Source organism: Actinomyces viscosus (assembly GCF_900637975.1).
Lineage (GTDB): Bacteria > Actinomycetota > Actinomycetes > Actinomycetales > Actinomycetaceae > Actinomyces > Actinomyces viscosus.
Genome location: NZ_LR134477.1, coordinates 779363 through 805169, shown reverse-complemented (window position 1 = coordinate 805169; position 25807 = coordinate 779363). Strand labels below are relative to the sequence as shown.

The following is a 25807-nucleotide window of genomic DNA, read 5'->3' as shown; positions in this document are numbered from 1 at the left end:
TAGCGACACACCACCCCCGTCAAACCAACTCAGACACCCTCACCCACCGACTTTGCCGACCCCCTGCCGCTCACACGCCTGGCAAGCCGCCTGCCGGCAGCTGGGCGTTAAGGCCAAGCGCACCCGCCCCTACCGATCCCAGACCAACGGCAAGATCGAGCGCTTCCACCGCACCCTGGCCGATGGTTGGGCCTAGGCCCGCCACTACGACTCCGAGACCCAACGCCGCCAGGCCCTACCCGCATGGCTGCACCTCTACAATCACCACCGACCCCACACCGCCACCCAAGGCCACCCACCCATCACCCGCCTAACCAACCTCCCCGATCAGTGCAACTAGACACCACTTATCGTCCCTACGGGACCTGCGCCTCTGTCCCAGCGACACACCATCCCCGCCAAACCAACTCAGCCGCCCTCACCCACCAACTGCCGACCCCCTGGGGCACCCTCAACCAACCCTCACGATCAGTACAACCAGGTACGCGGACCATCCATTCGTCAGGCCCGTCAGGACGGGCTGAGACGAGCCGACCGGAATCGACTTGCTTTCAACCGACGACAGCGACACAATCTAACTAACCCAGAAGGTCACGATGATCGTCTGTCCAGTCACCCGAAACAGACACCAACACTGAAACTGGTCACAAAAGACTTGACCGTCGACGACCGCTCGCCGTACTCAAAACGCATAGGGCCAGCAGGACGGGAGAACCATGAAGACCTCCACAGACACAGACACAGACAAGCGCATCACCGCAGATACCATGATACGCCATCCGCTCGTTGTGCCGCCGTCAGCATCGGCATACCAGTTTTATGCGTTTCCTTTGGCGATTATCGAAACGCGCCCCGAGTCGCAAGACTGGGTCTTGAGCAACTTCATCCAGACGTGCTTCAACCCGGATCACATGGCCCCAGTACCTTTCTGTCACTTCCTATACGACTACCGCGATAACCCCTTCCTAACGAGTCACTCGATGACGTGGGACTGGGTCCGTGAGTTGGTAACATCACCTACTGGATTCATCGCGGAGCAGGTGCAAAGTGGCTACTACGTCTACCTCAGTGCTGACGAGTTCTACGTCCCCCGACGGCCCAACTACCAGCGCATGCACTTCGTCCACGACATGCTGGTCGTGGGCTCGACCCCAGATGGGTCTCAGTTCGAGGTGGCGGGGTTCGACGAGCGGGGGGGGTATTTGACCGCACGCTAATTGACGGACCTGCGCTCAAGACCGCGATCACTCACGGGTGGGAATTGGACGGCGGTTCGCGTGACCTGGTCCTCTACCATCTCAAGGGCAACGCGACATACGATCTCGATCTGGAGCTCATCCGTCAGACTTTGACCGAGTTCGCCCAGGGCCTGAACACTTCCGAGCACTACCGTATGACGATGGAGCCGTGGATACGGGTGTATGGTATCGGAGGATATGACGAGATCGCTGGATACTTCCGCGCTTACGCCGACGGCAGGGCGCCACAGGATCCTCGCCACCTACAGGTGCTCCGGGAACACGTCGAACTCATGCACCAGCGCGGCATACGTTTGGCGCGGCTTGCCCCGGAACTGGCCTGGGATGGCATTCTCAATGACCTGACCGCGCTGGAGTCGGGTGTCAATGCTACTCGGAGTCGATCGCTCCTGGCGTTCGCCCGCAGTCCCAAGTGGGGGCACCGCATCGCTGACGAACTCACTACGTTGCGATCCCGCGAGTTGGATGTCGTCGTCCGGATGATCGAGCACCTGGACATCATGTGCGCTGATCTGCAGCCCCGGGTCGTGCGGATGCCTGAGCACGATCCAATGACCCTTGTATTACCACCGTCACCGTGGAGCACCACGCCTGCGGGCACACCAGTACTCAATCCTGCTGCTGCAGCAGAACAGCACTGAAGGTTGCCCCAAGTCCGGTAGCGATCCCGACAGCGTAGTCACCGGCCCGGATCCGCCCGGCAGCCAGTGCGTCGGCGTAGTTGATAAAGACGTCAGCCCCATATGCATGGGCCAGGCGCGCCACGTTGTCGAGCCAGAAACGCTCGGCGGGAACGTCCCACTGCGCTGCCAGCCGGCGCCACGACAACGTGTTGACGTTCATCGGGAGGAAAATCTCGACGTCGTCCAGCGTGATATCATTACGCTCGGCAAGACGTTGGACGACTTCGGTAACTGCGACGGGATAGCGTTGCTGGAATGCCAACAGCTGACCACCGGGCAGCTCTGCGTCGAAAAACTGCCCGCACACACTGGTAATATCGTCCACGATGCGTGCACCGGACGAACAGCGGCGCACCAATGCAACGCTCACCGCTTCGCTCATCAGCGTCGTTCCTGGTATATAGGCGAAACCAATGTTGGGGATGGGTTCCCCCGCTACGACTAAACACGTCGCACCATCTTCCACGTCCGGCAGTAGGGCATTGGCCACAGACAGCGCTCCCAGTCCCGATGCGCAGGCCAGCTGCGTCGTGCTGAGTACAGTCGCCCCGATCAGACCGAGCTCGGCACAGGCCTCGTGCAGTTCCTGACTCTCCTGCCAGTGGATCACCGGATTGGTTCGGGCCGCAACGACGTGGGTTACGGTATCTGCCAGTGCTGGCAGCCGCTCCAGACCGCGGCACGCTTCGGAGACGAGACCACCATACGTCTCTTGTTGCAGCAACGGAACGCGATCCAGACCGAAGAAGTGCGACGTCATCATCCGCTCGGCGGATGCAATCCCAAGCTCGTGCACGCGCTCTTGGGCCGTTGGCATGCGCGTAGGCACGGCGTACGCGACCTCTAGTAACGAAAGCGCCCTAGGCATCGAGCAGTGGCTCCCGGACCAAAGAGATGTGGGTCGCCGACACAATCTCGCCTCCCGACGTCACGACCTCTGCTGGTGTTGGACGCGAGAGGAACCCGAGCGGGCTCGCGGTCAAACCGTAAGCGCCGACGTTATCCACCGCAATGACGTCGCCAACAGCGAGATCCCTGAGGTCTCGCCGTTTGGAGAGCACGTCGACCGGTGTGCACAAGGGTCCCACCAGGAACTGTCGAGCTGCACCAAGCTGCATCTCATGCGAAGCGCGGATGGCGACGTCGCGCGGAAACATGCGCCGAGTTGCCGCCAGGCCAGCAAGGTGATGGATGCCAGTGTCGAGGATAACAAAGCGATTGCCTCCCGAGACCTTCTCATCAACGACTCGTGCCAGCAAGGTACCGCAGGTGGCCGCAACATAGCGCCCTGACTCGAACGACACGGCACCTGCGGGTAGCCCGTACCTGTCGAGCTGGGCTGTAACCGCCTCCGAGACGCCCGGCAAGAGGTGAGCCTCCTCCGTCTCCGCAAAGGGTGCCGGGAACCCTCCACCCAGGTCGATTTCCTCAAACGGTCGGCCAGCACAGACCTGGAGTCTGGCAGCAGCTGCGATAGACAAACGCATGCTGTAGATCAGCTCATCGGCGTCACGTGCATTGCTCAATGGAAAGAAGTGCACGCCCCCGACCTGCTCCGCCAGACCGCTGTTCGCCAATAGACGTTCAGCCTCGCCGATGGACATGCCGAACTGACTCGGAGCTCCTGACATGTGAAGCCCGCCGGAGGCCCCATCCATGAGGTGGATTCTCAGCAGGATGCGCGGACCCACGCTGTACTTGGCCGCCGCGTCCACCAGGTCTACAAGTTGACACGCCGACTCCACCGAGAAGGTTTGTACCCCTATACGCAGCGCCGCTTTAAGTTCGCGACGGTCCTTGCCAGGACCGGTGTAAATAATCTCACGCCCGGGCACTTCGCACCGAACGGCAACGGCCAATTCCCCCAGCGACGAGACCTCCAGGTCCATGCCAGCGTCGGCCACGGCACTGACGACATCGGGATGCGGGTTCGCCTTGAGGGAGTAGTAGGCGCGTGAGCCATCAGGCAGGGCTGCCCGCAATCGCGCGCAGCTACGGTGCACCTCGTCAAGGTCGTAGAGGTATGCTGGTGTGCCCCAGCGCGCGACGACCTCCGTCTCCAATGGACTGAGCGCGCGGGAGGTCATCGAGACCTCACCGTGACGTGAAACTGCCGGAACTCCTCGATGCCTGCCGTGTCGTACTCGACTCCGATTCCCGAGTTCTTGCGTCCGGCAAACGGCACCGTGTGCCCGAGCAGGCCGTGGGAGTCAATCCACCGGATTCCGCAGTTGAGACGATCAGCGATCTGCGGCGCTCCCTCGCCCCATACGGATCCTCCCAGCCCGAAGTCGGTCGAATTGGCGCGAGCAACTGCCTCGTCGACGGTGCGGTAGGTCATCACAGGTATGACGGGCCCGAATTGTTCCTGAAGCTCAAGCGGGCTTCCATCGGGTAATTTCTGCACGACGCGTGGAGCAAAGAAATTCCCCTGATCGGGCACTTGCACCGCTTTGCTGAGACGAGCTGCCCGTAACTCGCTATCTGTCAGTAGCTCGTTGAGGGTCCGCACCTGGCCCGCCTTGGTCAGCGGACCCAATGTAGTGTTAGCGTCCAGGCCATGTCCCATCGAGAGCGTGTCGAGATACGCCTGTATGCCGTCAGCCACCCGCTGCTCGTCGCACTCGCTGACATAGACCCGTTTCACAGCGCAGCAGAACTGACCGGCGTTGACCAGCGCAGCGCGCGCCACCCGTTCCACGGCCTCGTCCGAGATTCCTGGCATGAGGATAGCCGCATCATTGCCGCCGAGCTCGAGAGTAACCGGCATCAGGCGCTGCGCGGCTCGCACCGCGACGTCACGACCAGCCATTGTGCTGCCGGTGTAGGAGATCCGATCAATGCCCCGGCACTCGACCATGGCTACGCCAAGGTCGCCGCTGCCGTGAACCACAGATACCAGTCCCTCCGGCACCAACGGACTAATAAGGTTGATGAGCTTTGAAATGGCGAGCGGGGTCTCCGGAGCGGGCTTCACGACGGCTGCATTGCCCGCGAGGAGCGAAGCAGCGAGCTTCACGACACTCAACGTCACCGGAAAGTTGGCAGGTGAGATGCACCCAACCACCCCAACTGGGCGACGGGCCACCTCAGCTTTGAGATGGGGAAGCTCTCGACCACTGTCGGACTCAATCGATACGCTGGCCAGCGACTCGAACCACCCGGTCGAGATTGCAATCTCCGCGCGAGCCTCGGCCAGTGGCTTACCCTGTTCACGGGTTAACGTGGTGGCGAGTGATTCAGCGTGCGGCCGCAATATCCGCGTCATTTCACGCAGTATTGTCCGACGCTCCTCCACTCCTACCGTCAACCATTCGCGGCTCGCCGACTGGGCCGTGTCTACGACAGCAGCCAGCTGCTCTGGGCGGGTCTCCACGACCTCACCCACGACCTCACCCAGCCCGGGGTCCAGCACCGTGATCATTGACGTCCTCCATCGGGGGCATTGTGTATGAGTATCTTCACGAGTTCACCCGCATCGAAAGCCGGGAGCAACTGTGGTGTCCGGACGAGCTCGCAAGACGAGTCGAAGACAAACGTCGGAGCCGTGGCGGTCTGAGCCATTAGGCGCAACGCCCGCCCCGCCGCAAGGATGGGGTTACCCACCACCCAGCGCAGCGTAGCTTCCTGAGCGAAGAGGCGAGTCGCCGGAACGGGCGACGCCTCGCTTGGGTTCGAGCCGACCACGCTGACGACGCTATGCGGGCCGACCAGCAGGCAACACTGGAGTAGGGCGGCGTTGGAGCCAACAGCCTCAATGCACGCGTCGAACACTTCACCATTGTCTGCGGCCTCATCCGGGTGCCAGGCCACATCGGCCACCTCACGGGCGGCAACCTCTCGACGGCGGAGGATCGGATCAATGACGACAACCCGAGCGGCCCCGAGCGCGCGAGCGACGGAAGCGGAAAGCAGGCCGACTGGCCCAGCTCCTACAACTGCGCACGAGTGACCTTCAACGACCCCTGCAGCCTTTACTGCCTGGTATGCCGTGGAAAGGGCATCCGCGGCCAGCAGCCCAACTCGTGGGTCGATGCCCTCTGGCAGTGGCACCAGCACCGTGTCTGCAAACGGGACGCGCATAAACTCCGCGTGAGTTCCGTCGTACGCTATGTCTCCGACCACAGTACCGTAGCCGAACAGACCTACCCGGTCACACTGATAGTGGTAGCCGCGTTCACAGGCCCTGCATTGCCCACAGGCGACCACGTCTGAGACCACAACAACGTCACCCGGATGGCGCCGCTTGACCTCTGCCCCGACAGCCACCACCTCACCTACGGCCTCATGCCCGCTGATCCCGCCCCAGCGGAAGCCTGGGAGCTCGTCGCGCAGCGCATGCAAGTCTGTGCCGCACAGGGACGAGTACCATACCCGTACTACGGCGTCCTGCGGGCCAGGAGTCGGGCTGGGGGCGGCGTGATCGACGACCAGCTGCCGGGGACCAGCCATGCGAAGAGCGTGCATCATGAACCTTTCTGGTTGAGCAGGCGGAAGATATTATCGCCAAGCAATCCGACCCGGACGTCTTCGGTGACCGCAGTGCCGAGCTCATCAAGCGCCTGGTGAAGATGGTCGAGTGACTCGGTGATCGGTCCGAAGGGCCAATCGCTGCCGAACAAGAGCCGGTCCGCCACTTCGCGGTCGAGAGCCGCTTTGATGACTGACGAGATTTCGGGAACGGAACGGAACGCAAGGAAGATCGACAGGTCAGCCCACACGTTCTCGTGCCGCGCCATCAGGTCGATGGTGACCGAGGTCCAAGGGTTGCCGACATGGGCCACCTGGAACAACGTGCCTGGCCATCTCGCCACTGCCTCCTCTAGCAGCATCGGAGCGACGAAGCGAGGGGACGCCTCGGTGGAAGGGGTGAATCCCAGGTGTACGAGTGCAGGGATCCTCCGCCGGGCGCAGAGTTCATAGATCGGGTCCCAGACCGGGTCCGCCGGTGAAACACCCGCGTAGGCCGGTGCGAGCTTCACGCCGCCTACTTCTGGACGGCATCGTATAAGTCTTACACACTCTGCAACTCCCTCGGGCTCGGCAGGCGCGGACAAATAGGGAACGAATCGGGTGGGGTACGCTTCCGTGGCGGCGAGCACCGACTCATTAGTCACGACCGTCCCAGTTCTGGGACGCGTGTCGAAGGCGAGCAAACACGCACGGTGCACCCCTGTTCGGTTCATTTCGGCAACGATCGAGCCGGGGTCGTTCGGAGCGTTGACCCGGTCCCCTGCCCCGCAGCACAGGTCGAGCCACATCCGCTCTTCGAAGCCGCTCGAGCGGTCTCCGAGATGGAGGTGTGCGTCGGTCACAACAGGGTTACTCATGCGTCGGCCTCCAGGACGAACGTGTACCGCGGTCCCAACGCCGGGACCTCCACGCCGGGCAACTCATGAGCCCGGGTGTCGTCATGGTTGATCAGTAGATGTGCTGGTCTCCCATTTAGGCTCACAGCGAGCACCTCCACATCATCGGGAAGGTTCCAGGTACTGCGCTGCCCCATACGCGCGAGGGCAACGTCATACAGCACACGGAGGGTACTAGTGCCCACTGTCGCCTCAGGCCACCATGGGATGACAACGATATGGCCATTTCCCACAGTGCGATACCACATGGCCGGGATATTGTCGACATGAGCGATCGAAGACCACCCGTCCCCTTCGAGGACGGCGAGCTCCGGAACGGATACCTCACCAGCGACATCTTTGCCTATCTGGAACACACCGGAGAGGTCTCGCCGGAAGTCCACGCATCGCAACCCATCCAGCAGTTCTTCCGGTATCTCGCCTGCACTGCCCCCCAACGACACGAGGAGATCACCGCCGTCGCGAACATGCCGCATGAGGATATCCTGGGTCTCGAACGATACGTCGGTCATGCCTGGACAGACGAGGAAGTCGTAGCCATCTACCTGATTGAGACGGCACACGTCGTGCACAATGTGCGCAGTAGTCAGGGCTTCGTGGGCGGTGAATTCTGCCTCTAGCGGGTCCAGTCCCGGTGATAGGTACGACCGGCGCTCGTCACTGGGCTCGGACAGCACTAGTGCCGCAGTCGCCCGACGCGGGGCGATTAATTCCCCCGCAGCTAGTTCGCGGATCGTCTCGAATACCGTCCGAGGGGTACCGTCACGGCGCACGAGTCCTCGGTCGGTCTCAGAGGGACGGCCAGTATAAGGCGGGCGCCTCGACTCGATGTCCTTGTAGCACCACCATAATACCGACTCGGCGCCGCGCGCCATGCAGGCCGGTATGACGGCGCGCGCATATCTCAACGTCTCGGGCTCACCCGCGCCGTAGCACGTGAGTTCATCGACGACCACCCGCTGCCAGGCCGCCACGACTGCCACGAGGAAAGGAAGCAGCATTGTCGCCCGCCGATCCGCGTGCGACTCGAGACGCACCGGGGACCACAGCGGGAAGGCGTGGACCCCGATGAGGTCCACGGGGTTCGCAGCCAACAGCCAGCGCCGGCCCGCGTTGGTGCCCCAACCTGCGTCATGGCACTGCATGACCACCGCACCAGAATCCTGCGACCGGACGGCCGACGTCATACGCTTGAACCATCGACGCACGGCCGCTACGGGGAGGTTTGTCGAGCGGCGGGCGTGAAAGATCTCGTCCCCAAGGTCGTAGATAAGAGCCTGGCTGCAGTCGCGTAGGCCAGCGGCCAACCCCCGCAGCATGGCCTCAGCTTGTTCTAGCGAAGCCTCATTTTCGAACACTGCTACCCCAGAAGGATCAGCGGGCGGAAGCACCATACCGTTCATCCAGAATGTCGGAGCCGAGATGATGACGGATAAGCCCGCAGCTTGGGCGGCATCGACAGCAGCACGGACCTGGTCGATCGTCGCTGGGAGCCGCTGCTCCATCAGATTCGCTGCCGGAACGAAGAGACGCACCACGGAAAGTCCTGCCTGGACCATCGTGACAGCGTCTTTGTACAACTCTGTCTGCTGCTGCTCATCCAGCCAGTGGATGCCCCCTGTACCGAACCAGGTCACTCCCATAACGCACCTCATCAGGCGTGATCCTCCACCGCCGATAGCACGACCTCGCAGACTCGGTCGACATGAGCCTCGGTCAGAGTGGAGTGCAGCGGCAGGGACACCGCGCGCCGGGCAACCGCCATTGTCTGCGGCAAGGAGTCAACCGGTGCAAGATGCTCGAATGCTGAGAGCAGGTGGGTCGGTGGGTAGTGCAACGCCCACCCGATCCCAGCCTCGTCCAGCGCAGCAGTGACATTGTCTCGCAGCTCGCTCGAGGAACAGATCGCCACCATGAGGTGCAAGCCAGAGCTTTCCACAGGGACATCGCGGCATATGGGCACCACCTGCTCGGTACTGGCGAGGTTCTTACGATAGCGCAGGACGACGCGCTCCCGACGGTGCTGGTCCGCCTCGCGCCGCCGCAGCTGCCCGGCCAGGACGGCCGCGTGCACGTCCGACATACGGTAGTTGAAACCAGCCTCCATGATGTCGTACCGCATGCGCACCCCTCTAGCATCTGCCCAAAGGCGTAGCTCTTGGGAATCCCCACCGTCGTTTTCTCCCCAGTTCCTGGCCCCCCGTCCGGGGGCGTAACCGTGGTTGCGGAGGCGATGAGCGCGCTCGAAGTGCTCAGGGTTCCGGGCCACGACGAAACCCCCTTCAGCGCTTGTCACGTTCTTGGTAGCGAACGTGCTGAGGATGCCCAGGTCCCCAATCGCCCCGAGCACACCCAGCTTATTAGGGGTAGCAAAGGCGTGAGCAGAGTCCTCGATCAGAGGTACACCGGCGGACCGGCACGTCTCGACTAGCGCCTGGCCAATCGCCGGGTATCCGCCGTAGTGCATGGTGACCACGGCACGGGTACGCTCGGTGAGCGCGGCGCTCACTGCGTCATACGACAGCACCGGGTGCTCCGGCGACACCACGTCGACAAAGCGCGGAACACCACGTCGCCGCAGCACAGACGCCGCGCCAGCCGCGAACGTCAACGACGGCATGATGACCTCGTCTCCGGGTTGCATGTCCAGCATGTGTATCACGACGTCTAGCGCGGCCGATCCGCTGCTGACCGCGACGACCTGAGCTCCCATTAGCTCGGCCACTGTGGCTTCGACCTCAGCCACCTGAGTACCCTGGGACAGTCGTCCCGAGCGGATCACCTGGGCAGCCGCCTCTGCCTCCATGTCGCCCACTGTGGGACCGTAGAGGTCGATACCCGTCGTTCTTCCATCATGTACCGTCATCGCCTCACCTTTCCGTCGCTTAGACGATAGGCCAACCGCTTTACACTGTCTGCTGTGGGACCCACGTACCTGAATTCGTTGACCAGTTGTGCTGGAAAACCTCTGGCCGAACTGCTTGGAGGCCTGGCGCTTACGCCCGCAAAAGCGGTGAGTCCGTATGACGCTGCCGACCTGCCGCAGATGCCGTCCGGCCTCCCGGGACGGGAGACTGCCACGCGATTCGTAGATCTGGCCGACGCTGCGGTCGAGCTGGCTCCCTGGCTCTCGCGCGCCGATGCGATCGTGCTGGCGACCGCGCAACCGGACAGCAACGAGAACCTTCTGCCGGGCCCCTACCTTCTGCACCGGCTCGGCTCGGAGGCAACACTCGCGTCGGTGGCGGCCATTGGCCGGGCTACCCTGTTCGTAGCTCTGCAGGTCGCTCAGGGCTGGTGTGCCCAGGGCGCCTTCGGCCACGTCGCGGTGGTGTCGATGGAGCAGGTCGTCTACCCGCACGACCGCGCAGCTGGTCCCTCGGTCGACTCGTTGGTCATCGCCGAGGTAAGCGCGCACGCGGAAGGCGGACTCACGATGGAGCCGGTCACTGTGCAGCGTGACACTACGATGATCGGAAGAAGAAGCCTCAGGGTCGGTGGTGAGCTGCAGATTATCGGTCCGGAGACCCCTTCGAGCAGTCATCAGATGCTGCTCGTGCTTCCTCGGCTCGCAGACATCAGCCGGATAGATCTGGTCGAGGTAGAAGACCGACTCGGCTACGTCTGCGAGCTGCGCGTGACCAGGGGCTAGAGGGATCACGCGTCTGCCCTCACCTTATCTAGACCACCGGTCGGTAGGGACCGCGTGATCCGCACAGTACAAGGAACCTCGTACGAAAGAAGCCTTTCCCGGCAATGGGTCAACAGCTCAGCAACGGTGACTCCCTCGGCAGCCACCTCGGCGCCCACAACTTGCTCCTCGCCAGCGTCCATCCCAAACACCCGCGCCTGCACGACCGCTGGGTGAGCAGTGAGGATGTCGGCGACCCGGGACGGGTTGACCTTCTTACCTCCGACGTTGATGAACGTCCTTTTCCGAGCCTGCAGTGTGATGCAGCCGTCGGGCTCGCAGACCGCAATGTCACCTGTGTCGTAGTACCCCCTCCGATCGCACGCTGGCGCACCCACGTAGCCCTGGAAGAGCCCCGGCGTCCTTACCATCAAGGTACCGTCAGCCTCACAACGTGCTTCGACCCCGTCCACCAGCGGACCCAAGTGACCCGAGCATGGGAGATCGCCTTCGATCGCAAGCACGCCTGTCTCCGTCGACCCGTAAGCCTGGACGACCCTGCACCCGAACCGGCTCTCGAACGCGTCACGACGGCTGGCAGACAGGGGGGAACCAGAACTGATCGCGACGCGTAGGCCACGGTATGACGCAGCTGATGCCGTGCGCACCAGCAGGTCCACGAGCAGGGGCGTGCACAGCAGAACGGTCGCGTTTTCACGCGCCACCGCCTCATGGACCGCTGGCGGAGTGATCCGGGGAAGGACGACCACACGTGCCCCTGACGACACCGCCGTGAGTAGGCCGGCGATGAGACCGAACGAGTGACACCATGGTACGGCGAGCAACACCACGTCGTCCGGTGTGATGCCGAAACGCTGCCGGTAGACCGCCACTCCGACGAGCGTCGAGTCGAGGCTGTGCCGCACGAGTTTGGGCCGACCGTTCGATCCGGAGCTGGACAGCACAAGCGCCGTACTAGTGAGGTCAGGCATATCATGGCCGCTTGACAAACCGAGCCGGGTAGCGAGCTCGGCCTGGTCCTCAGCCGATGACTGTGGGTCGACGGGCACAGCACATCCACCGACCGCGAGGACAGCGATCAGGTCGACGACGGCATCTCGGTCTCCCGAGGCAGGCACGATCGACGGAGTACCGGGTGACGGGCTTCGCGAAGCCACCAACGTGGTCAACTCATCCGCGTTCATTGTGCCATGTGCGTCGGTCAGTGAGCCGGTCAATTCGAGTTTCATCACGTGCCTTCCGACGGCGAACTACCGGGACCAGCAAGCGGGGCTCCTGCGAGGTCCTCGTCCCTGACCTTGACCTCGTTGACGTGGCCCTGTGCCTCGACAGTGCCGTTCCGAATAACGACCACGCGGTCCACCCAGTACAACGTCTGGGGCCGGTGGGCGACCATGATGCAGGTCCTCCCGCGGGAGGCGTCACTCAGCGCCTGTTGCACGCTCCAATCGGTCAAGGGGTCGAGGTTGGAGGTGGGTTCGTCGAGCACGAGGATGTCCGGGTCCTCGAGCAGCACGCGCGCCAGGACGATGAGCTGGCGTTGCCCGGCCGACAGCTGCGCACCATTCTGCTGGAGCTTGGTGTCGAGCCCCTCATCGAACAACGTCACCCAGTCGCCGCCAGCTAGCCGGGAACAGACCGCTTCCACCTGCTCCCGAGTCGCCCCTGGGAGGCCGGCTGCGATGTTGTCCGCGACGGACCCCTCAAATAGGTAGACCTCCTGAGTGACCACCCCGATACCCCGACGCAAGGCGGCTGGGTCGATGTTCCGCAGCTCGATCCCCACGAACCGGATGTCGCCGCGGTAGTTGCCGAACGCCCCGAGGAGCAGCTTGAGCAAGGTGGTCTTGCCAGCACCCGTCGGTCCGACGATAGCGATCCGCTCCCCTGTCTCGACCGACAGGGAAACGTTGTGGAGTTGGTCGTCAGCCGCACCGGCATACCGGAAGGACACGTTGTCCACTTCGATTCGGCCCTTCAACTCCTCGGGCACCACAGTGCCAGTGAGCAGCCCCTGAGGCTGTTCGTCGATCACCGAGAAGACTCGCTCGGCAGAGGCCAGACCGGATTGCACGGAGCTCCACACCGAGGATAGGCCGGTGATCGGCCCCCAGAACAGGGCGACGCACTGGAGGAAGAGGAACCATGTCGACAGGACCAGGCTGCCGTCCGCAACCCTCGGGCCGCCGACAGCCACAACGGCCACAGTGGCACAACCGGTCAGGGCAACCAGTGCGGGGAAGATCCCACTAAATAGCCTGTTCACGGCGAGCGTCACCTGGTACCACCTGCTGTGCAGTTCGTCGAACTCGCGTTCGGCCAACGTTTCTGCACCGAACGACCGGATCACCTCGGCACCTGCCGTGATCTCGAAGACGTGACCCGCAAGCGCACCGGTGGACTGCGCCATACGTCGGGCGTAGATACGGCTTACCTTGCGGAACATGAAAGTGATCGCGCAGATGAGCGCACCGAGCGCAAGCGTCACGGCACCGAGCTCTAAATCGATCACGAACAGGACGACTGATAGGCTGATAACTAGCGTAGTATCACTGAGAGCTCCCACTATCGTGCGGATTATGCCCCCCACCTGAGCGGTGTCTACCACTACGCGTGACGCGAGGTTGCCCGTTGCGTGCGATTGGAAGAAGGCGAGCCCCTTCTCAGGGAACGCTTGGAGAAGGGAGCGGCGCAACTGGAGTACCAGATTTTCCGAGGCAGCACCTGCCAATCCGCCACTGACGACGCCGAGCAACCAGCCGGTGCTCCCCACGAGCGCACCGATAGCCAGCAGCACGAGGACCCGGGTCGTGCCGCGGTTGGCCACCGCCGCGTCAAGAGCAGCAGTGGTGAGAAACGGTAGAGCAGCGTTCGCCAGGCCAGCCAGTAGCCCGAGGGCTCCTGCAATGAGCAGCCACCTCCGGTCCTCGTGTATCTCACGCGCCACGCGGCGAACGAGGGTCACCTCTCCGTATGTCGTCCCGGGCACCTCCGTCTCGAGTGTGTCTAGAAGTCCCATGATGCGGCTCCGATCGACGATGTGTCCGCAGCTCTCACCTGGGTCGAAGCCAGGAGCCGGCGATAGATGGCCGAGTTCTCTTTCAGCTCTCCTGGCGTGCCCATGGCGATCACCGCACCTCGGTGCAGGATGATCACCAGTTCGGCCTCTATCGCGTCAGTAACCCGGTTAGTGATCTCGATTACCGTTGGTCGGGGCTCGGTACGTATGACGGCGCGCAGGCTTTCCGCCGTCTGCGGGTCCACCGCAGAGGTCCAATCATCAAGCACCAGGATGGCAGGGTGCGTGATCAGTGCACGAGCAAGACCGATGCGCTGCCGCTGCCCTCCCGATAACGTCAAGCCCGCCTCGGCGACTTGGGTTCCCAGGCCAGCAGGCAACGTCTCGAGGAAATCGTCCAGGCACGCCCTGCGTGCGGCCGCTCTGATGGAGGCTGAATCGGTTTCATGCGCGCCGAGAGCGATGTTTTCCCCGATCGTTCGTGAGAAGAGGTGCGTCTGTTGGGGCACAACGGCGACCCGGGACACCGAGGCGTCTGTAGCGAGGTCACCGGAAGGGATCCCGTCGATCAGCACGCCCCCCTCATCGGGCAACAGTTCACCTGTGATCAGTCGGGCGAAGGTCGACTTCCCGCTGCCGGTGGACCCAAGAAGGGCCAGGTGGGTGCCAGCTGGAACGTGCAAGTCGATATGGTCCAGCACGGTCCGGCCACCAAATCGCACCGTGACCCCTTCGAACAGAAGGTCGCCAGCGACCGCCTGACCGTCTCCCCCGCCCCGAGCACCGCGCAGGTCTAGGAGTACCTCCCATACGCGACGTGCGGCGGCCCTTCCTGCGTTAATGAATCCGGTCGAGGCGGAGCCCGTCTGCAGCGCCCCGCGAAAGGCAGCAAAGAGTCCCATGAAGGACACCGCCGCACCCGGTGAAATGTCCCCACGGTGCAGCAACACCAGCGAGTGCCCAGCGGCCAGCAGCATCATTACGACGAAAACCAGCGCAGGTATAAAACGCGCATTGTTCTTATGCTGTCGAGTAGCCGTGTCACGATAGGCCTCAGCCATCTCGAGCACCCGGTTGACCGATGCGACCGACGCTCCAGTGAGGATCTGGGTTTGCATCGAGCCTAGCGTCTCGGCGACCGTGTTGTTCAGTTCACCGTTGAGCGCCCGCTCATCGGCCGACACCCCGCTGAGTCGTCGGGTGTGTGCTGCCATCGTCCACCAGAAGAGTGCGCAGAAGACTAGTGGCATCAGTAGAAGTTGAGGGCTGATCAGGGTGATGAAAATCAAGGGAACCAGTGCCCCTAATACCACCTCGACGAGGAGGTCACCACCCGGAGATACGAGCAGCCCCACCTCGACGGAATCGCCGATCTGCCGCGCTGTGAGGTCTCCTGGCGAGAACGAACTCCGTCCCTGACCGCGACGCAAGATTCCTCGAAAGAGCGTGTCCCGTGTATCGCGTGCGGTGGTTGTCGATAACGTTTCGGCGATGACGACCTGCAGAATCCCGAGGCATCCGGAAACAACGATGAGGGTGAGCAGGAGTAGAGCGATACGGGTCAGTGACATGGATGTGTCCGACCCGACCGCGATATTTACGGCCGATCCAGTAAGCCACGGGACGCCGGCAGCGGCAACCTGTCCGAGTATGGCAACAACGGCGTATGTCGCAAGCCAGCCCCGGTGGGCTAGCAGGTAAGGTCGGGCCCACTCCCGGAACCACTGGTCGGTACGCGAGCGATCCATCGTGCTCATCGCACACTTTCCGTAGTGGCGTCCGCCATCTGGCGTAGCTGATCGACCAGTTGCGCAACAGGCAGACCATCGGGTCCCAGGACGAGTTGCATCGCAGGGCCGATGAGTCGCAGGAAGGAGGCGCCGAGAACATCCGAGTCTTCTCCTCCAGGCTGCCAACTGACCTTGGCCATGAGCTCACCAGCCTCGGAAAACAACCGCAGGTCAGTACCCGTGACGAACCTCTCGGGATCTTCCTCGTGCACACTCCAGGTGACACCTGCGAACTGGGGACCCACGTCATCCGAAGGCGTATAGGTGACACTCAACGGCCTCGACAGGGCTACCCGGTGGCCATGGATCATGCGCGCCATATGCTCGAGGTCTCTCAGCGCAAGGTCGCGGTTGCGCATCAGGGAGACCATGCGCTTGCTCGCCGTTGTGCGGTGCTGCCCCAAGGTGCAACCCGGCTCCGGTGTCAGATCGAGCGGCAGTGCGTTGGCGTACATCCCGACGAGAGCGTCGTGGTCCAGTGGACGGTCCGACACGCGCAGCATTACCACCTGTTCAATTTCTAGGCACGCCAGCACCAGACCGACGGCGATGGCGTACACGGCGGAGGGGAAGACGCCGAAGGAACGGCACGCAGTCTCAAAGTCACCACGCCGCATACCGAGGGCACCATGGTCGCTGACCACATTGCCCGACGGTATGGTGCGCGTCGCGGACGGAGCTGTCACACAGTTGAGCAATGTGCCTCGTACAAAGTTCTCGCACCGCTCCTGATAATGCTGCTCGGAGCGCTGCAGCAACCGCTGCCGGGCGTATTCAAAGAACGAAGAGATTTGTGCTGGCTCTGGCTCGTTCCGCCCGGTGACTCTGGCGTTATAACGTCGGGCCACTGTAGGCCATACCACGAATGCCCACGATCGCTGATCGATCGCCAGGTGATGGGTCTCGATGGTGAGGCGATACCCGTTTTCCAGCGTCCGCCACCCGACTGCCCGCATGATTTGGCCGGTTGACAGGTTCATTGGGGCTGCGAACGCCAATGCTGCCGCCTCGACCCCTGTTGCGCACGTGGGACCGCTGGCGCTGAGGTCGATCCACGGGACGGAGTCCACATCGGTGATGGCTTGCTGCACCTCGCCTGGACTGCTAACCGCAAAGAAAGCCCGCAGCATGGGGTGCTCCCTGAGCGTATCATCCAGAGCCGCAGTAATTACCTCGGGCCGCAGCGGATCACTCAGAGCCATGGTCGATGTAGAGATGCAGACCGCCCCCGGAGCCCGTCGCTCGGCAATCCACAGCGCGATCTGCGGGTCGGTCAACGGGGCCCGTCCCTGGGTCGCGATCTGGTCCTGAAGCGATGCAACGAGGTTCACTCTGGGCTCCCGGAAACAATCCGCTCAACGGCAGCAGTGAAGTCGGCCAGCCTCGGGGTGAGGAAGAGTGCAGTGAGCACCTCCCCCTCCGCCTCCTCACGGGTCTGGTCCTCGGACAGTGGCAGCTGACCACACAACCCCTCGACCAGTGCGATCGCAATCAGAGAATGTCCTCCTAAGTCGAAGAAGTCCGAGTCATCCGTAAGGTCGGCCGCGGGCATTTGCAGACACGTAGCCATCTCGATGCGCACCAATTCCGCAACGCTGGTTGCCCCGGTGAGAGATGTCTCTGGTATGTTCGACTCCTCTTGATGTGGTCGAGTAGTCAGATGGGGAGCAAGCAGATCCCACACTCCGCCGACGGTCTGCATATTTTCAAGAGCAAGCTCATTGTCATCAAAAATGACCTGAAACTCATCTTCGAGAGCCATTAAAAGATCTACACTGCGTGCTGAGTCAAAACCAATGTCAAATAATCGAGAATCATCCGTAAGAGACTCGGTCGAAACGCCTGACGACAGTTTTGATACGACCGACAGGAATTGGATTCTTTGGCTTGCCAGGTAACTCATTAGTTCAACCTCGTCACTAGTTCGGGGACAGCAATCTTTCCGTTACGTGTGAGCGGTAGCTCAGGAACAGATTCCACGCGTCGCGGGATTTTGGCCCGGTTGAGGTGTTCTTCCAGTGCCGCTCGGACCTCTTCCGCGCGCGCCACCCCCATGACGACGAGAACTGGGTCGCTGTCTGGTAAAGGTACCAGTACTGCGCGCTCCACTCCGCTCACAAGTTCAGCAGCTCGCTCGATTTCTCCCGCTTCTACTCGAACACCGTTGAGTTTCCGCTGACCGTCGATACGATGCTCGACCACAACACGGCCATCGATGAGGCGACCGAAGTCGCCGGTCCACAATTCGCGCACGTTGTTTTGCATGTCCCATCGAAATCGCCGCGCAGTGGCATCGGGATCGCGTAGATATCCGTCAGTCAGATTGCCGCCGCTCACCACAATTTCTCCTGCATCACCCTCAGCCACCGACTCGCCCTGAGAATTTACAACTCGAACGGAAACGCCGCGCAAAGGGAACCCAGACGTCGATTTAGGGAGAGCCTCAACGGGAACTACCTCGATCGATATGCGCTTGCACTCGGTGATGCCGTACATGAGGGCCATCGCAGCCCCCGGGAACGCCATGGCAATCTGCTGTTGAACTGCCTCGTCGAGCCTCTCGCCAGTGTTTGTGAGGAGGCGGACGTGTCCTGCGCGGGGACGCCTGCACCACGTTCGCGCCAAGGCCCTCAGAATCGACGGCGTACCTGGCACGACCGTGGCCTTATATCGCTCGACGTCATTGGCGAGCGACAAGAGGTTGTCCGGGGACCGCAGTACCACGGTCGCCGCCACACGAGCCGCCAGCAACAGCTGGTAGAGCCCGTAGTCAAAGGCCATGGGAAGGGTTAGGAGCACAATGTCGTCATCGCGATAACCCAGCCGCTCCTGGATGGCGTCGAGACTGAACCACACCTGCGAAAGGGGACAAACGACCGCCTTTGGTTCCCCAGTTGAGCCCGATGTCGCGACGACCAGAGCGGGATCGCGCAGCTGGACCTCCGGTGCCGTAACCCCCGCAGTCCCCCCAGTTTCCGCAGCAAAGGAACCCTTACCCCGTAGCTCGACGCGTGGCCGCACCAGCTGGCGAAGGCGCTCCAGCTCGACGGGAGCGCATCCGGGGTGGGCGACGGCCAGGGCAGCTCCAACCGTCCACACCGACCAGGCTGAGATCACGAACTCGAAGTTGGCAGCACCGTCGACCAGAACGACGTCACCCGGTACGACACCGCTTGCCAGAAGCGCCTCGCTACGCTGCTGGACAGCCTCGTCCAACTGTTGATAGGTGAGAGACTCACCATTGGCGACCAACGCCGCGCGATCTGGGGCGGTGGCTACAGCGTCGGTCAGTATACGACCAAGGCTCTGTACAGGTGGTCCAGTCACCGGACTCCCACCCACGGAGGATGGCTCCGGGCCGACAACTTGCTCGGCCTGACGAAGAGTATCCGGGGTGCCCACGTCGAACCACTCACCTGTGGTCCGCACCGCACGCACCGGATGCCCCTTTGCCACAGCGTCGAGGAGGAGCCGAGGCATGTCGTAGCGCTGCCCGGGTGGGATCAGGCCGAGGACGCGGTCGTCGAGGACATAAACACCGGTCAGAACCAGATGCTGCTGCGAGGGTTTCTCCGTGATCGACAGGATCTGGCGGCAGCGGTCGCCCACGATCACCGACCCGTAGGGGAGTGTCCACTGGACCTCGTGGACCAAAGCGCTGGCCGCGGACGACTCGCAGCGGTGGTCGTCGATGAGGCGCGCCGCCTCGCTGGGCCGGATCATCACGTCCGTGTTCATCACCAGCGTGGGACAGCCATGAGCGCCTATAAGGGATAAGCCTCCTGCGGTGCCCAGCGGCTGTTCTTCAACAACGCTGTGGAGCGCCATGGGCAGATCCCAGGAGAGCGTAGCCTCGAGCACTTCCGCGTGGCGGTGCCCCAGTATCAGGGTGACTTCGGTAATTCCCAATTCTGCTTGACACTCAAGCACCCTCCTGAGCATGGGCTTGCCATTGACCTCGACCAACGGCTTGGGAGATGCACTGTAACCAGCCAGCCGGGTACCTAGCCCGCCAGCGATAACGACGCCGCGAATCATATTCCTGTTCCCTGGTGTGAGGGGGTGAAGACCACCCGCGAGTAGAGATCGAGATGCTGGCGAGCGACCGCTGACCATGAGTGTCGCCCGAGATAGCGCGCATAGCCCCGATCCGCAAGTTCCTCGGCCATATCCGGGTGGTCGAGGAGATGGACCGCACTAGCCGCAACCGTGCCGGGCGTGTCCCCGCACGCGAGGGCGACTCCCTCTTCAATAAAGCACTTCCCTCCATCGAAAGGTCCGAGGAGCAAAGGACGCCGTGCCGCCCAAGCCTCGACAATGACCATCGGAAAAACGTCCGCACGGGAGGGCAAGCACACTATCGTGCTCATCTCGTATGCCGCGGTCTTTATCTTTTCCGAAACGACGCCCAGGTCGATGACCCGTGGATCCCCGAGCTGACTGATCAGAACCTCGGCGTCGGTGTCCACTGCTGGTCCCACGAAGACCAGCCGGGTATCCGGGCGCGAGTCCCAGATGATTGGACCAGCCTGAACGAGCGCCGCATACCCCTTTGAGGCCATCTTGCGCCCCACGAAAAGCAGAACCGGAGCACCGGTGGGTATGCCGAGTTCAGCACGCAGATCGTAGGTTCCTTCGCCCAAGTCGCCGCCTTGCTCGATGCACTCGACCCCTGAGCTACGCACCGCGGCGAGGGCTCTCTGCTCGGTCTCGTTCATCGCGAGCACCAAGTCAGCCTCACGAATCGCACGCCACACGGTCTCCGAGTCGCCCCAGAGAGACTGGTCGGTGGCGGGTGTGTAGACCAGCGTTCCGCCGTGCTCGCGCACCAGCGAGCATGTCCCGTCAACCAGTGCCCCATCGACGGAGTCCACAAGATGGACTACATCGGGACGAGCGGGGCCAGAGAACTGGGCCGAGAGCGATTCCAGAGCGTCGCCCGTCGCCTTCCCTTGGTCGACGACGAGGAGCTCGACGATGTGCCCCATCGAGCACAGTTCGTCGGCAAGGCATCGAGTCTGCTGCTCGGCGCCTCCAATATACGGACGGTAACCGCTGAGGACGAAGAAGATCTTCATGCTCGGCGCTCCGCGTACCAGGCGAAGGTGGAGGTGATGCCCTCGTCAAGGTCTACTCCTGGTACGAACCCGGTCAGCTCGGCAAGCAGCGTTGTGTCGGGCTGGCGACGCTCCGGCGAGTTATCGGGGGCACCATGCTCAACAAACATGGGCTCGTAGCCAGCGATGCGGCAGACTCGACGCGCTATCTCAGCCATCTCGACCGGTTCCTGGCCATTGCCGACGTTAACAGTGACAACCTGCCCCGGCTCCATCGGTGCCGTCAGCAGCCTGCTGATAGCCGTCACCGCGTCGTCGATGTAGCAGAACGCGCGGACCTGGTCTCCACCGTACATAGGAAACGGGTCCATCCGCTCAAGCGCGCGGTCGATAAACTGCGGTATGACATGCGCATGCCCCATACGCGGGCCGTAGATATTGTGGGGTCGGATGATGACAGCCGGGAAGCCGAATGCCGCCGCCGCGTAGTGGACCAATGATTCCCCGACCACCTTGGAGCGGGAGTATGATGCACGATACTGAGCGAGGTCCGTCATGAGGATCGGTACTGACTCCGGAGTAGGAATCGTTGCGAGCCCTACTGCAGCGCTTTGCGCGTAGACTTCACTGGTGCTGGCGAAGAGCAGACTCGCACCGGTCTGCTCAGCCGCAAACCTGACCACCGTGGATGTGGAGTCGACGTTGGTCGTGAACACGCGGTAGGGCTCGGTGTTGGCGGCCTGTACGCCCACAACAGCAGCCAGGTGGATGATCTCGGTGAAGTCGCGGGGCAAGTCGTTAAGCGCACCGGGTACTGTAAGGTCGGCTTCGACCTTGATGCACCGATTGGCGACAGCATCGAACTCTGCATCCTGCTGGCCGCGGCTGAAGTTGTCGACCATCCATACTTCTGCCTCATCCACGAGGTGACGGGCCACGTGTAGCCCGATGAAACCAGCACCGCCGGTGATCAGAATCTTTCGTTCAGCCACGGCCAAACCTCCGCAGGGTCACAGCACCCGAGGTACTGGGGTCGACGACGCTCCACAGGTCATAGACGACACGCGGCTCGGCCATCACTGCGGCGAGCTCGTCCAACGGCAACTTGCGGTACTCGACCTGGTTATTAAGAATGATCAATGCGTGGCAGCCATATGCCGCATCGCGGACGTCGGCCATCTGAGCCATGTCCGGTCGAGACTCCTCGGGCAGGGACACCACGTTGTCGTGGAGCCGAATCTCGCCGACCCCTCGCTCGCGGAGCCGCTCAAGGACGGCAGGGTATGCCGCACCGCGGACGTCGTCGGTTCTTGGATCGCCCTTGTAGGCCAGGCCGAGGACGGCGATCCGAGCGTCGGTGGGGACCACCCCAGCACCGGCAAGCTCGTCCAGAACCGTGTCCACTGCCCATCCGGGCACGTCCTCGTTGAGTGCGCGAGCCGCCCGCGTCAGGGACGGCTCGTAGCCGACGCCACGCAGCGATTGAAGAAGCATATAGGGGTCCTTTGTCAGGCAACTGCCGCCCACATATCCGGGATGCTGCAGGTCTGGACGGGGATAGCCGATGTTCGCGGAGGTGATGACCTCGTATGCGTCGATTCCTAGCGATTCGGACGCACGGGCTACCTGATTGCCGAAAGCGTAAATGAGATCGGTGTGCGCATTGCAGAACAGCTTCACAGCCTCAGCTGCGGCCAGGCACGACACCAAAGTCTGGCAGGGAGCGACCGCTCGGAAAAGCTTAACTGCACGATCGAACGATTCTGGCGACGCCGCACCGATGACCTGAGGTAAGGTACGGATCTCGTGCAATGCCTTGCCCTGAATCGTGCGCTCCGGGCACATCGCTACTAGAGGATTGTCGATTTTCTCAGACAGCGCTGGCACCACCAGTCGGTCGCAGGTACCGATCGGTACCGTGCTGCGGACGACGACCAAATGGTCCTCGGTCATCATTAGCGCCAGGTCCTCAATAGCAGCCGTGAGCTGGTCCAGCATGATCTCAGGATGACCGCTTGCGTGGTTTACCGGAGTACCCACGCACAGTACGATATTTTTGGGTAAGGGTGCGTCAGCAAGGGACGCAACCACGGTGAAGCGGTCATCCGCCGCGACCAGGACCTCGTTAACCCCAGGTTCCTGGATTGGGGCTCGTCCGGATTGCAGAGCCTCACGCCGCTCATCGTTGCGCTCAACCCCCAACACCGACATCCCAGCATCCAAGAAGGCCGCAGCCATCGTCTCTCCGACGTAACCCAGGCCGACAACACAGACGTCGGCGCTATCCGCAGTGTTCACAATGTACTCCTGTTCATGGAAAAACGAGTTAACAGCGGATCGATGTTTGACACCTAAGAATCTCGAAGTGCAATCACGGTGCAGGAAGAATCTGGTTGAAAGTCGAAAGAAATGTCATGCACCATCCACATCTCTGACACTTTCTTCCTACCCGACGCTCGGGGTGCCAGCACGGAGAGCTGGCGCCATCCAGCGGTAAGGCCGACTCCTTTGGCCTTGAGGTAGGCTTCGCGCGCAACCCACGCTTTAAGGACCAGATCTGGTTGCACTGCAACGGGAGCTGCATCGACAAAGAGCCGATCGGGCTCGGTCAGCGTTCTACGCAACCGGGCACATATGTCAGGAGTCAACGCGTCAGCCGTATCCACACCGATATCCGCCGTCGACAATGCGAGGACATAGCGATCGGTATCCCGGGCATAGGAAATCGAAATCTGCGCCCCATGCGGATGCGCTGGTGAAGCGACGAGCACAGGCCGCCCGTGCTCTGCGCTGCCACACGCCCGGCATGCGTGACGAGTGACGAGCAACTCGGACTCAGCGCACCCGATGCACTCAGCCAGGATCCAGGGCAACGGACTACACCCATGGGAGGTCCGCCGCCGCCGGAGCGGACCGTGCCAGACCTGAGCGGTCAGCGCCCCGCCAGTGACCTCCGCGTACTCGATGGACGGCACAACACGATGTGGCAGGCCGATCGGCCGCCCACCCGTTGTACCGCAGAGCTCCGACTTGACGTCACCCCACCTGCCCGAACTGGAATTCACACGTATAGATTAGGGTCCAAACTAACATTTGGCAAATATCTGACGAGACTCATCAGGACTGCCCGCGAAGTCTGTGGACCGTGGTGGGCATGGGAAGTGGGTTTCCTGGTGCAGGCCAGGGCCGAGATCAGTCAAAGGGGTGTAGGGGCAGGGGTCGGCAAAGTTGGTGGGTGAGGGCGGCTGAGTTGGTTTGGCGGGGATGGTGTGTCGCTGGAACAGAGGCGCAGGTCCCGTAGGGACGATGAGTGGTGTCTAGTCATCCCTTCGTCTTGGGAGCCCGCGCTGATATCGTCCTCCACCACGACCGTCCTGTCGCGCCAGCCCCTGGCCCAGGTTCTCAGGAACATGACCGACCCCCGCGATCGGCGGGGCGTGGCGCACGCCCCACCCACGGTCCTGTTCCTGGCCGTGACGGGAGCCTGTTCAATGGTTTGTGTAAGCCCTTGTGGAAGGACTGACACTGATGACTGCTACTGATGATGACAACAGGGCGCCTGCTGGTGGGCGGGGATGAATCGTCCCGGGTTTGTTGGAGGCAGTGATGACACGGAAGGATCACTGTCATGGGACTTAAGGAAGTATCCCGATGAGCTGCGTGAGCGAGCTACGAGGATGGCGTTGGACGCGTTGGCTGACCCGGCGCGGGCCAAGGGTGCGATCCGTCGGATCGGCGAGGAGCTGGGTGTCCACCCCGAGGTTCTGCGCACCTGGGTCAAGAAGGCCCAGGTCGATGGTGGTCTGAGGCCGGGAACCACCACCGACGAGGCACAGCGGATCAAGGAGCTAGAGAAAGAAGTCCGAGAGCTGCGAAGAGCCAACGCGATCCTGAAGAGCGCGTCAGCTTGTCTATCGCGGCGGAGTGTGAGCGCCCATCCCGTTGATCTGCCAGTACATCGAGACCAAGAAGGAGGAGTTCGGGGCCTGGCCGATCTGCGCCACGCTCAGCGAGGCTGGTGTGCAGATCGCCCCGAGCACCTGACTCACGCTCGCCGTAGCCGGCCTCCTAGTGCCAGGGGCCTGCGCGACAAGGACCCTCAAGACGGAGATATCCAGGGTCCACAAGAACCAGCTACTCGGTGCTGGGGGCCCGCAAGATGCACGTGATGCGGGGCCGACCCGAGGCCGCCGAGCGTCACGGTGCCGGTCACGTGGCCCGGTGCACCGTCGAACGCCTCATGGCAGACCTGGGCCTGCGCGGCGTCCGCCGCGCCAGGTCCCCGCGCACCACGCGCAGCGCGCCGCGAGAGCAGTGCCCGGCCGACCTCGTCAAAAGGCATTTCAGCGCGTTCAGGCCGAACGAGCTGTGGGTCGCCGACATCACCTACGTGCGTACGTTCTCCGGGTGGGTCTATGTGGCTTTCGTGACCGACGTGTACTCCCGGAGGATCATCGGCTGGCAGACCACCTACCGGCCAGTGTGCACCGACCTGGCCGCCGGCGCCCTTCAGATGGCCGTCTGGCAGCGGAAACGAGCCGGGGCTGACCTGACGGGCCTGGTGCACCACTCCGACCGTGGGGTGCAGTACCGGTCCATTCGCTATGGGCAGGCTCTGGCCGAGTGCGAGGCGGTCGCCTCTGTAGGCTCTAAGGGGGACCTCCTTTCGGCTTTGCTCTGGCCGAGGCGCTCAACTCGCTGTACAAGGCCGAGCTCATCCTTAGGCCAGGGGCCCTGGCAGGACATCGACGCCGCCCGTGGTTGCCACCGCCGAGTGGGTCCACTGGGTGGGCACCACCCGGCCACACTCCGCCATCGGGATGCGAACCCCCGCCGAGCACGAAGCCGCCTGGGCGCCCGACACCAACCACGACCACCACCGCCAGGAACAATCACAACCGGCAACCACCGGAACCAGATAAACCAGCCTCCACAAAACCCGGGGCTTGACAGAATCAACCCCTACCTGTAAAACGCT

Annotated in this window: 21 protein-coding genes and 2 pseudogenes; 6 read left to right on the top strand and 17 right to left on the bottom strand. The window is 62.5% G+C overall.

Translation table 11 applies throughout. From position 1 onward, the window contains the following. Positions 1-70: 70 nt before the first annotated feature. The 3 genes and pseudogenes from EL340_RS03550 to EL340_RS03540 form a co-directional block, all read left to right on the top strand. A pseudogene (locus EL340_RS03550) lies at positions 71-340 on the top strand (integrase core domain-containing protein); the annotation flags it as partial. A 376-nt stretch (positions 341-716) separates the two neighbouring features. Continuing rightward, positions 717-1217 (top strand): hypothetical protein, encoded by a 501-nt coding sequence (locus tag EL340_RS03545; RefSeq protein WP_126413459.1) that lies wholly within the window; start codon positions 717-719, stop codon positions 1215-1217. 44 nt (positions 1218-1261) lie between these two features. Beyond that, on the top strand, positions 1262-1900 hold the full coding sequence (locus tag EL340_RS03540) for a hypothetical protein (RefSeq protein ID WP_126413457.1): 639 nt from the start codon (positions 1262-1264) through the stop codon (positions 1898-1900). Here the strand turns inward: EL340_RS03540 and EL340_RS03535 are convergent. The 7 genes from EL340_RS03535 to EL340_RS14885 are packed head-to-tail and all read right to left on the bottom strand — an operon-like array spanning position 1869 to position 10177. Next, complete coding sequence (locus tag EL340_RS03535) at positions 1869-2759, bottom strand: 3-oxoacyl-[acyl-carrier-protein] synthase III C-terminal domain-containing protein (protein WP_164719343.1); 891 nt, start codon at positions 2757-2759, stop codon at positions 1869-1871. The two genes, EL340_RS03540 and EL340_RS03535, sit on opposite strands and share 32 nt — an antisense overlap. Positions 2760-2802: 43 nt before the next feature. Continuing rightward, positions 2803-4029: a type III PLP-dependent enzyme domain-containing protein gene (locus EL340_RS03530; protein WP_126413453.1), complete on the bottom strand. Its 1227-nt coding sequence runs from the start codon at positions 4027-4029 to the stop codon at positions 2803-2805. Next, positions 4026-5366, bottom strand: a complete 1341-nt coding sequence (locus EL340_RS03525) for an aldehyde dehydrogenase family protein (RefSeq protein WP_126413451.1) — start codon at positions 5364-5366, stop codon at positions 4026-4028. Before EL340_RS03525 ends, EL340_RS03530 begins: the two co-directional genes overlap by 4 nt. Continuing rightward, the gene (locus tag EL340_RS03520; RefSeq protein ID WP_167737979.1) at positions 5363-6394 is read right to left on the bottom strand and encodes an alcohol dehydrogenase catalytic domain-containing protein; all 1032 of its coding nucleotides are present in this window, start codon (positions 6392-6394) and stop codon (positions 5363-5365) included. Before EL340_RS03520 ends, EL340_RS03525 begins: the two co-directional genes overlap by 4 nt. Before the next feature lie 14 nt (positions 6395-6408). Next, positions 6409-7272 (bottom strand): amidohydrolase family protein, encoded by an 864-nt coding sequence (locus EL340_RS03515; RefSeq protein WP_126413447.1) that lies wholly within the window; start codon positions 7270-7272, stop codon positions 6409-6411. Next, entirely contained in the window at positions 7269-8948 is a 1680-nt protein-coding gene (locus EL340_RS03510) for a glycoside hydrolase 5 family protein (protein ID WP_164719342.1), read from the bottom strand. Before EL340_RS03510 ends, EL340_RS03515 begins: the two co-directional genes overlap by 4 nt. Before the next feature lie 17 nt (positions 8949-8965). Beyond that, entirely contained in the window at positions 8966-10177 is a 1212-nt protein-coding gene (locus EL340_RS14885) for a DegT/DnrJ/EryC1/StrS family aminotransferase (protein WP_164719341.1), read from the bottom strand. A 54-nt stretch (positions 10178-10231) separates the two neighbouring features. Between EL340_RS14885 and EL340_RS14880 the strand changes: the two genes are divergently transcribed. Next, positions 10232-10963: a hypothetical protein gene (locus EL340_RS14880; protein ID WP_164719340.1), complete on the top strand. Its 732-nt coding sequence runs from the start codon at positions 10232-10234 to the stop codon at positions 10961-10963. 5 nt (positions 10964-10968) lie between these two features. On the opposite strand, the gene EL340_RS03500 is transcribed toward EL340_RS14880, so the two are convergent. The 10 genes from EL340_RS03500 to EL340_RS15880 all read right to left on the bottom strand — a co-directional run bounded on the left by EL340_RS03500 (position 10969) and on the right by EL340_RS15880 (position 23495). Beyond that, a complete protein-coding gene (locus EL340_RS03500) occupies positions 10969-12081 on the bottom strand; it encodes a class I adenylate-forming enzyme family protein (RefSeq protein WP_164719339.1) in 1113 nt (370 codons plus the stop codon). A 110-nt stretch (positions 12082-12191) separates the two neighbouring features. Next, positions 12192-13982, bottom strand: coding sequence for an ABC transporter ATP-binding protein (locus EL340_RS03495; protein WP_126413439.1), 1791 nt, complete (start codon positions 13980-13982; stop codon positions 12192-12194). Beyond that, on the bottom strand, positions 13970-15730 hold the full coding sequence (locus tag EL340_RS03490) for an ABC transporter ATP-binding protein (RefSeq protein WP_232023287.1): 1761 nt from the start codon (positions 15728-15730) through the stop codon (positions 13970-13972). The genes EL340_RS03495 and EL340_RS03490 overlap by 13 nt, the downstream gene beginning before the upstream one ends. 5 nt (positions 15731-15735) lie before the next feature. Further along, positions 15736-17103, bottom strand: a complete 1368-nt coding sequence (locus tag EL340_RS03485) for a condensation domain-containing protein (RefSeq protein WP_126413435.1) — start codon at positions 17101-17103, stop codon at positions 15736-15738. After that, a complete protein-coding gene (locus EL340_RS03480) occupies positions 17100-17675 on the bottom strand; it encodes an acyl carrier protein (RefSeq protein WP_126413433.1) in 576 nt (191 codons plus the stop codon). The genes EL340_RS03485 and EL340_RS03480 overlap by 4 nt, the downstream gene beginning before the upstream one ends. Beyond that, a complete protein-coding gene (locus EL340_RS03475) occupies positions 17675-19810 on the bottom strand; it encodes an AMP-binding protein (protein WP_164719338.1) in 2136 nt (711 codons plus the stop codon). The genes EL340_RS03480 and EL340_RS03475 overlap by 1 nt, the downstream gene beginning before the upstream one ends. Further along, positions 19807-20850, bottom strand: a complete 1044-nt coding sequence (locus EL340_RS03470; protein ID WP_126413430.1) for a glycosyltransferase family 4 protein — start codon at positions 20848-20850, stop codon at positions 19807-19809. The genes EL340_RS03475 and EL340_RS03470 overlap by 4 nt, the downstream gene beginning before the upstream one ends. After that, positions 20847-21821 (bottom strand): NAD-dependent epimerase/dehydratase family protein, encoded by a 975-nt coding sequence (locus EL340_RS03465; protein ID WP_164719337.1) that lies wholly within the window; start codon positions 21819-21821, stop codon positions 20847-20849. Before EL340_RS03465 ends, EL340_RS03470 begins: the two co-directional genes overlap by 4 nt. Continuing rightward, a complete protein-coding gene (locus tag EL340_RS03460) occupies positions 21814-23127 on the bottom strand; it encodes a nucleotide sugar dehydrogenase (protein ID WP_126413426.1) in 1314 nt (437 codons plus the stop codon). The genes EL340_RS03465 and EL340_RS03460 overlap by 8 nt, the downstream gene beginning before the upstream one ends. A gap of 53 nt (positions 23128-23180) precedes the next feature. Continuing rightward, a complete protein-coding gene (locus tag EL340_RS15880; RefSeq protein WP_408608578.1) occupies positions 23181-23495 on the bottom strand; it encodes a 4'-phosphopantetheinyl transferase superfamily protein in 315 nt (104 codons plus the stop codon). A 909-nt stretch (positions 23496-24404) separates the two neighbouring features. Between EL340_RS15880 and EL340_RS15280 the strand changes: the two are divergent. Together EL340_RS15280 and EL340_RS15875 are read left to right on the top strand one after the other, a co-directional pair. Continuing rightward, positions 24405-24704 (top strand): annotated as a pseudogene (locus EL340_RS15280) (transposase); the annotation flags it as partial. Between the two features lie 284 nt (positions 24705-24988). Then, positions 24989-25801 carry a DDE-type integrase/transposase/recombinase gene (locus EL340_RS15875; RefSeq protein ID WP_408608577.1) on the top strand — a complete coding sequence of 271 codons (813 nt, stop codon included), beginning with the start codon at positions 24989-24991 and terminating at the stop codon, positions 25799-25801. Positions 25802-25807: the final 6 nt, after the last annotated feature.

Excerpts from the sequence above, each read along its gene's own strand:
- EL340_RS03495 (WP_126413439.1), bottom strand. The coding sequence starts at position 13,982 with ATGGGACTTCTAGACACACTCGAGACGGAGGTGCCCGGGACGACATAC.
- EL340_RS03525 (WP_126413451.1), bottom strand. The coding sequence starts at position 5,366 with ATGATCACGGTGCTGGACCCCGGGCTGGGTGAGGTCGTGGGTGAGGTC.
- EL340_RS03480 (WP_126413433.1), bottom strand. The coding sequence starts at position 17,675 with ATGAGTTACCTGGCAAGCCAAAGAATCCAATTCCTGTCGGTCGTATCA.
- EL340_RS03535 (WP_164719343.1), bottom strand. The coding sequence starts at position 2,759 with ATGCCAACGGCCCAAGAGCGCGTGCACGAGCTTGGGATTGCATCCGCC.
- EL340_RS03520 (WP_167737979.1), bottom strand. The coding sequence starts at position 6,394 with ATGGCTGGTCCCCGGCAGCTGGTCGTCGATCACGCCGCCCCCAGCCCG.
- EL340_RS03475 (WP_164719338.1), bottom strand. The coding sequence starts at position 19,810 with ATGATTCGCGGCGTCGTTATCGCTGGCGGGCTAGGTACCCGGCTGGCT.
- EL340_RS15875 (WP_408608577.1), top strand. The coding sequence starts at position 24,989 with ATGCACGTGATGCGGGGCCGACCCGAGGCCGCCGAGCGTCACGGTGCC.
- EL340_RS14885 (WP_164719341.1), bottom strand. The coding sequence starts at position 10,177 with ATGACGGTACATGATGGAAGAACGACGGGTATCGACCTCTACGGTCCC.
- EL340_RS03490 (WP_232023287.1), bottom strand. The coding sequence starts at position 15,730 with ATGGATCGCTCGCGTACCGACCAGTGGTTCCGGGAGTGGGCCCGACCT.
- EL340_RS03470 (WP_126413430.1), bottom strand. The coding sequence starts at position 20,850 with ATGAAGATCTTCTTCGTCCTCAGCGGTTACCGTCCGTATATTGGAGGC.
- EL340_RS03545 (WP_126413459.1), top strand. The coding sequence starts at position 717 with ATGAAGACCTCCACAGACACAGACACAGACAAGCGCATCACCGCAGAT.
- EL340_RS03515 (WP_126413447.1), bottom strand. The coding sequence starts at position 7,272 with ATGAGTAACCCTGTTGTGACCGACGCACACCTCCATCTCGGAGACCGC.
- EL340_RS03530 (WP_126413453.1), bottom strand. The coding sequence starts at position 4,029 with ATGACCTCCCGCGCGCTCAGTCCATTGGAGACGGAGGTCGTCGCGCGC.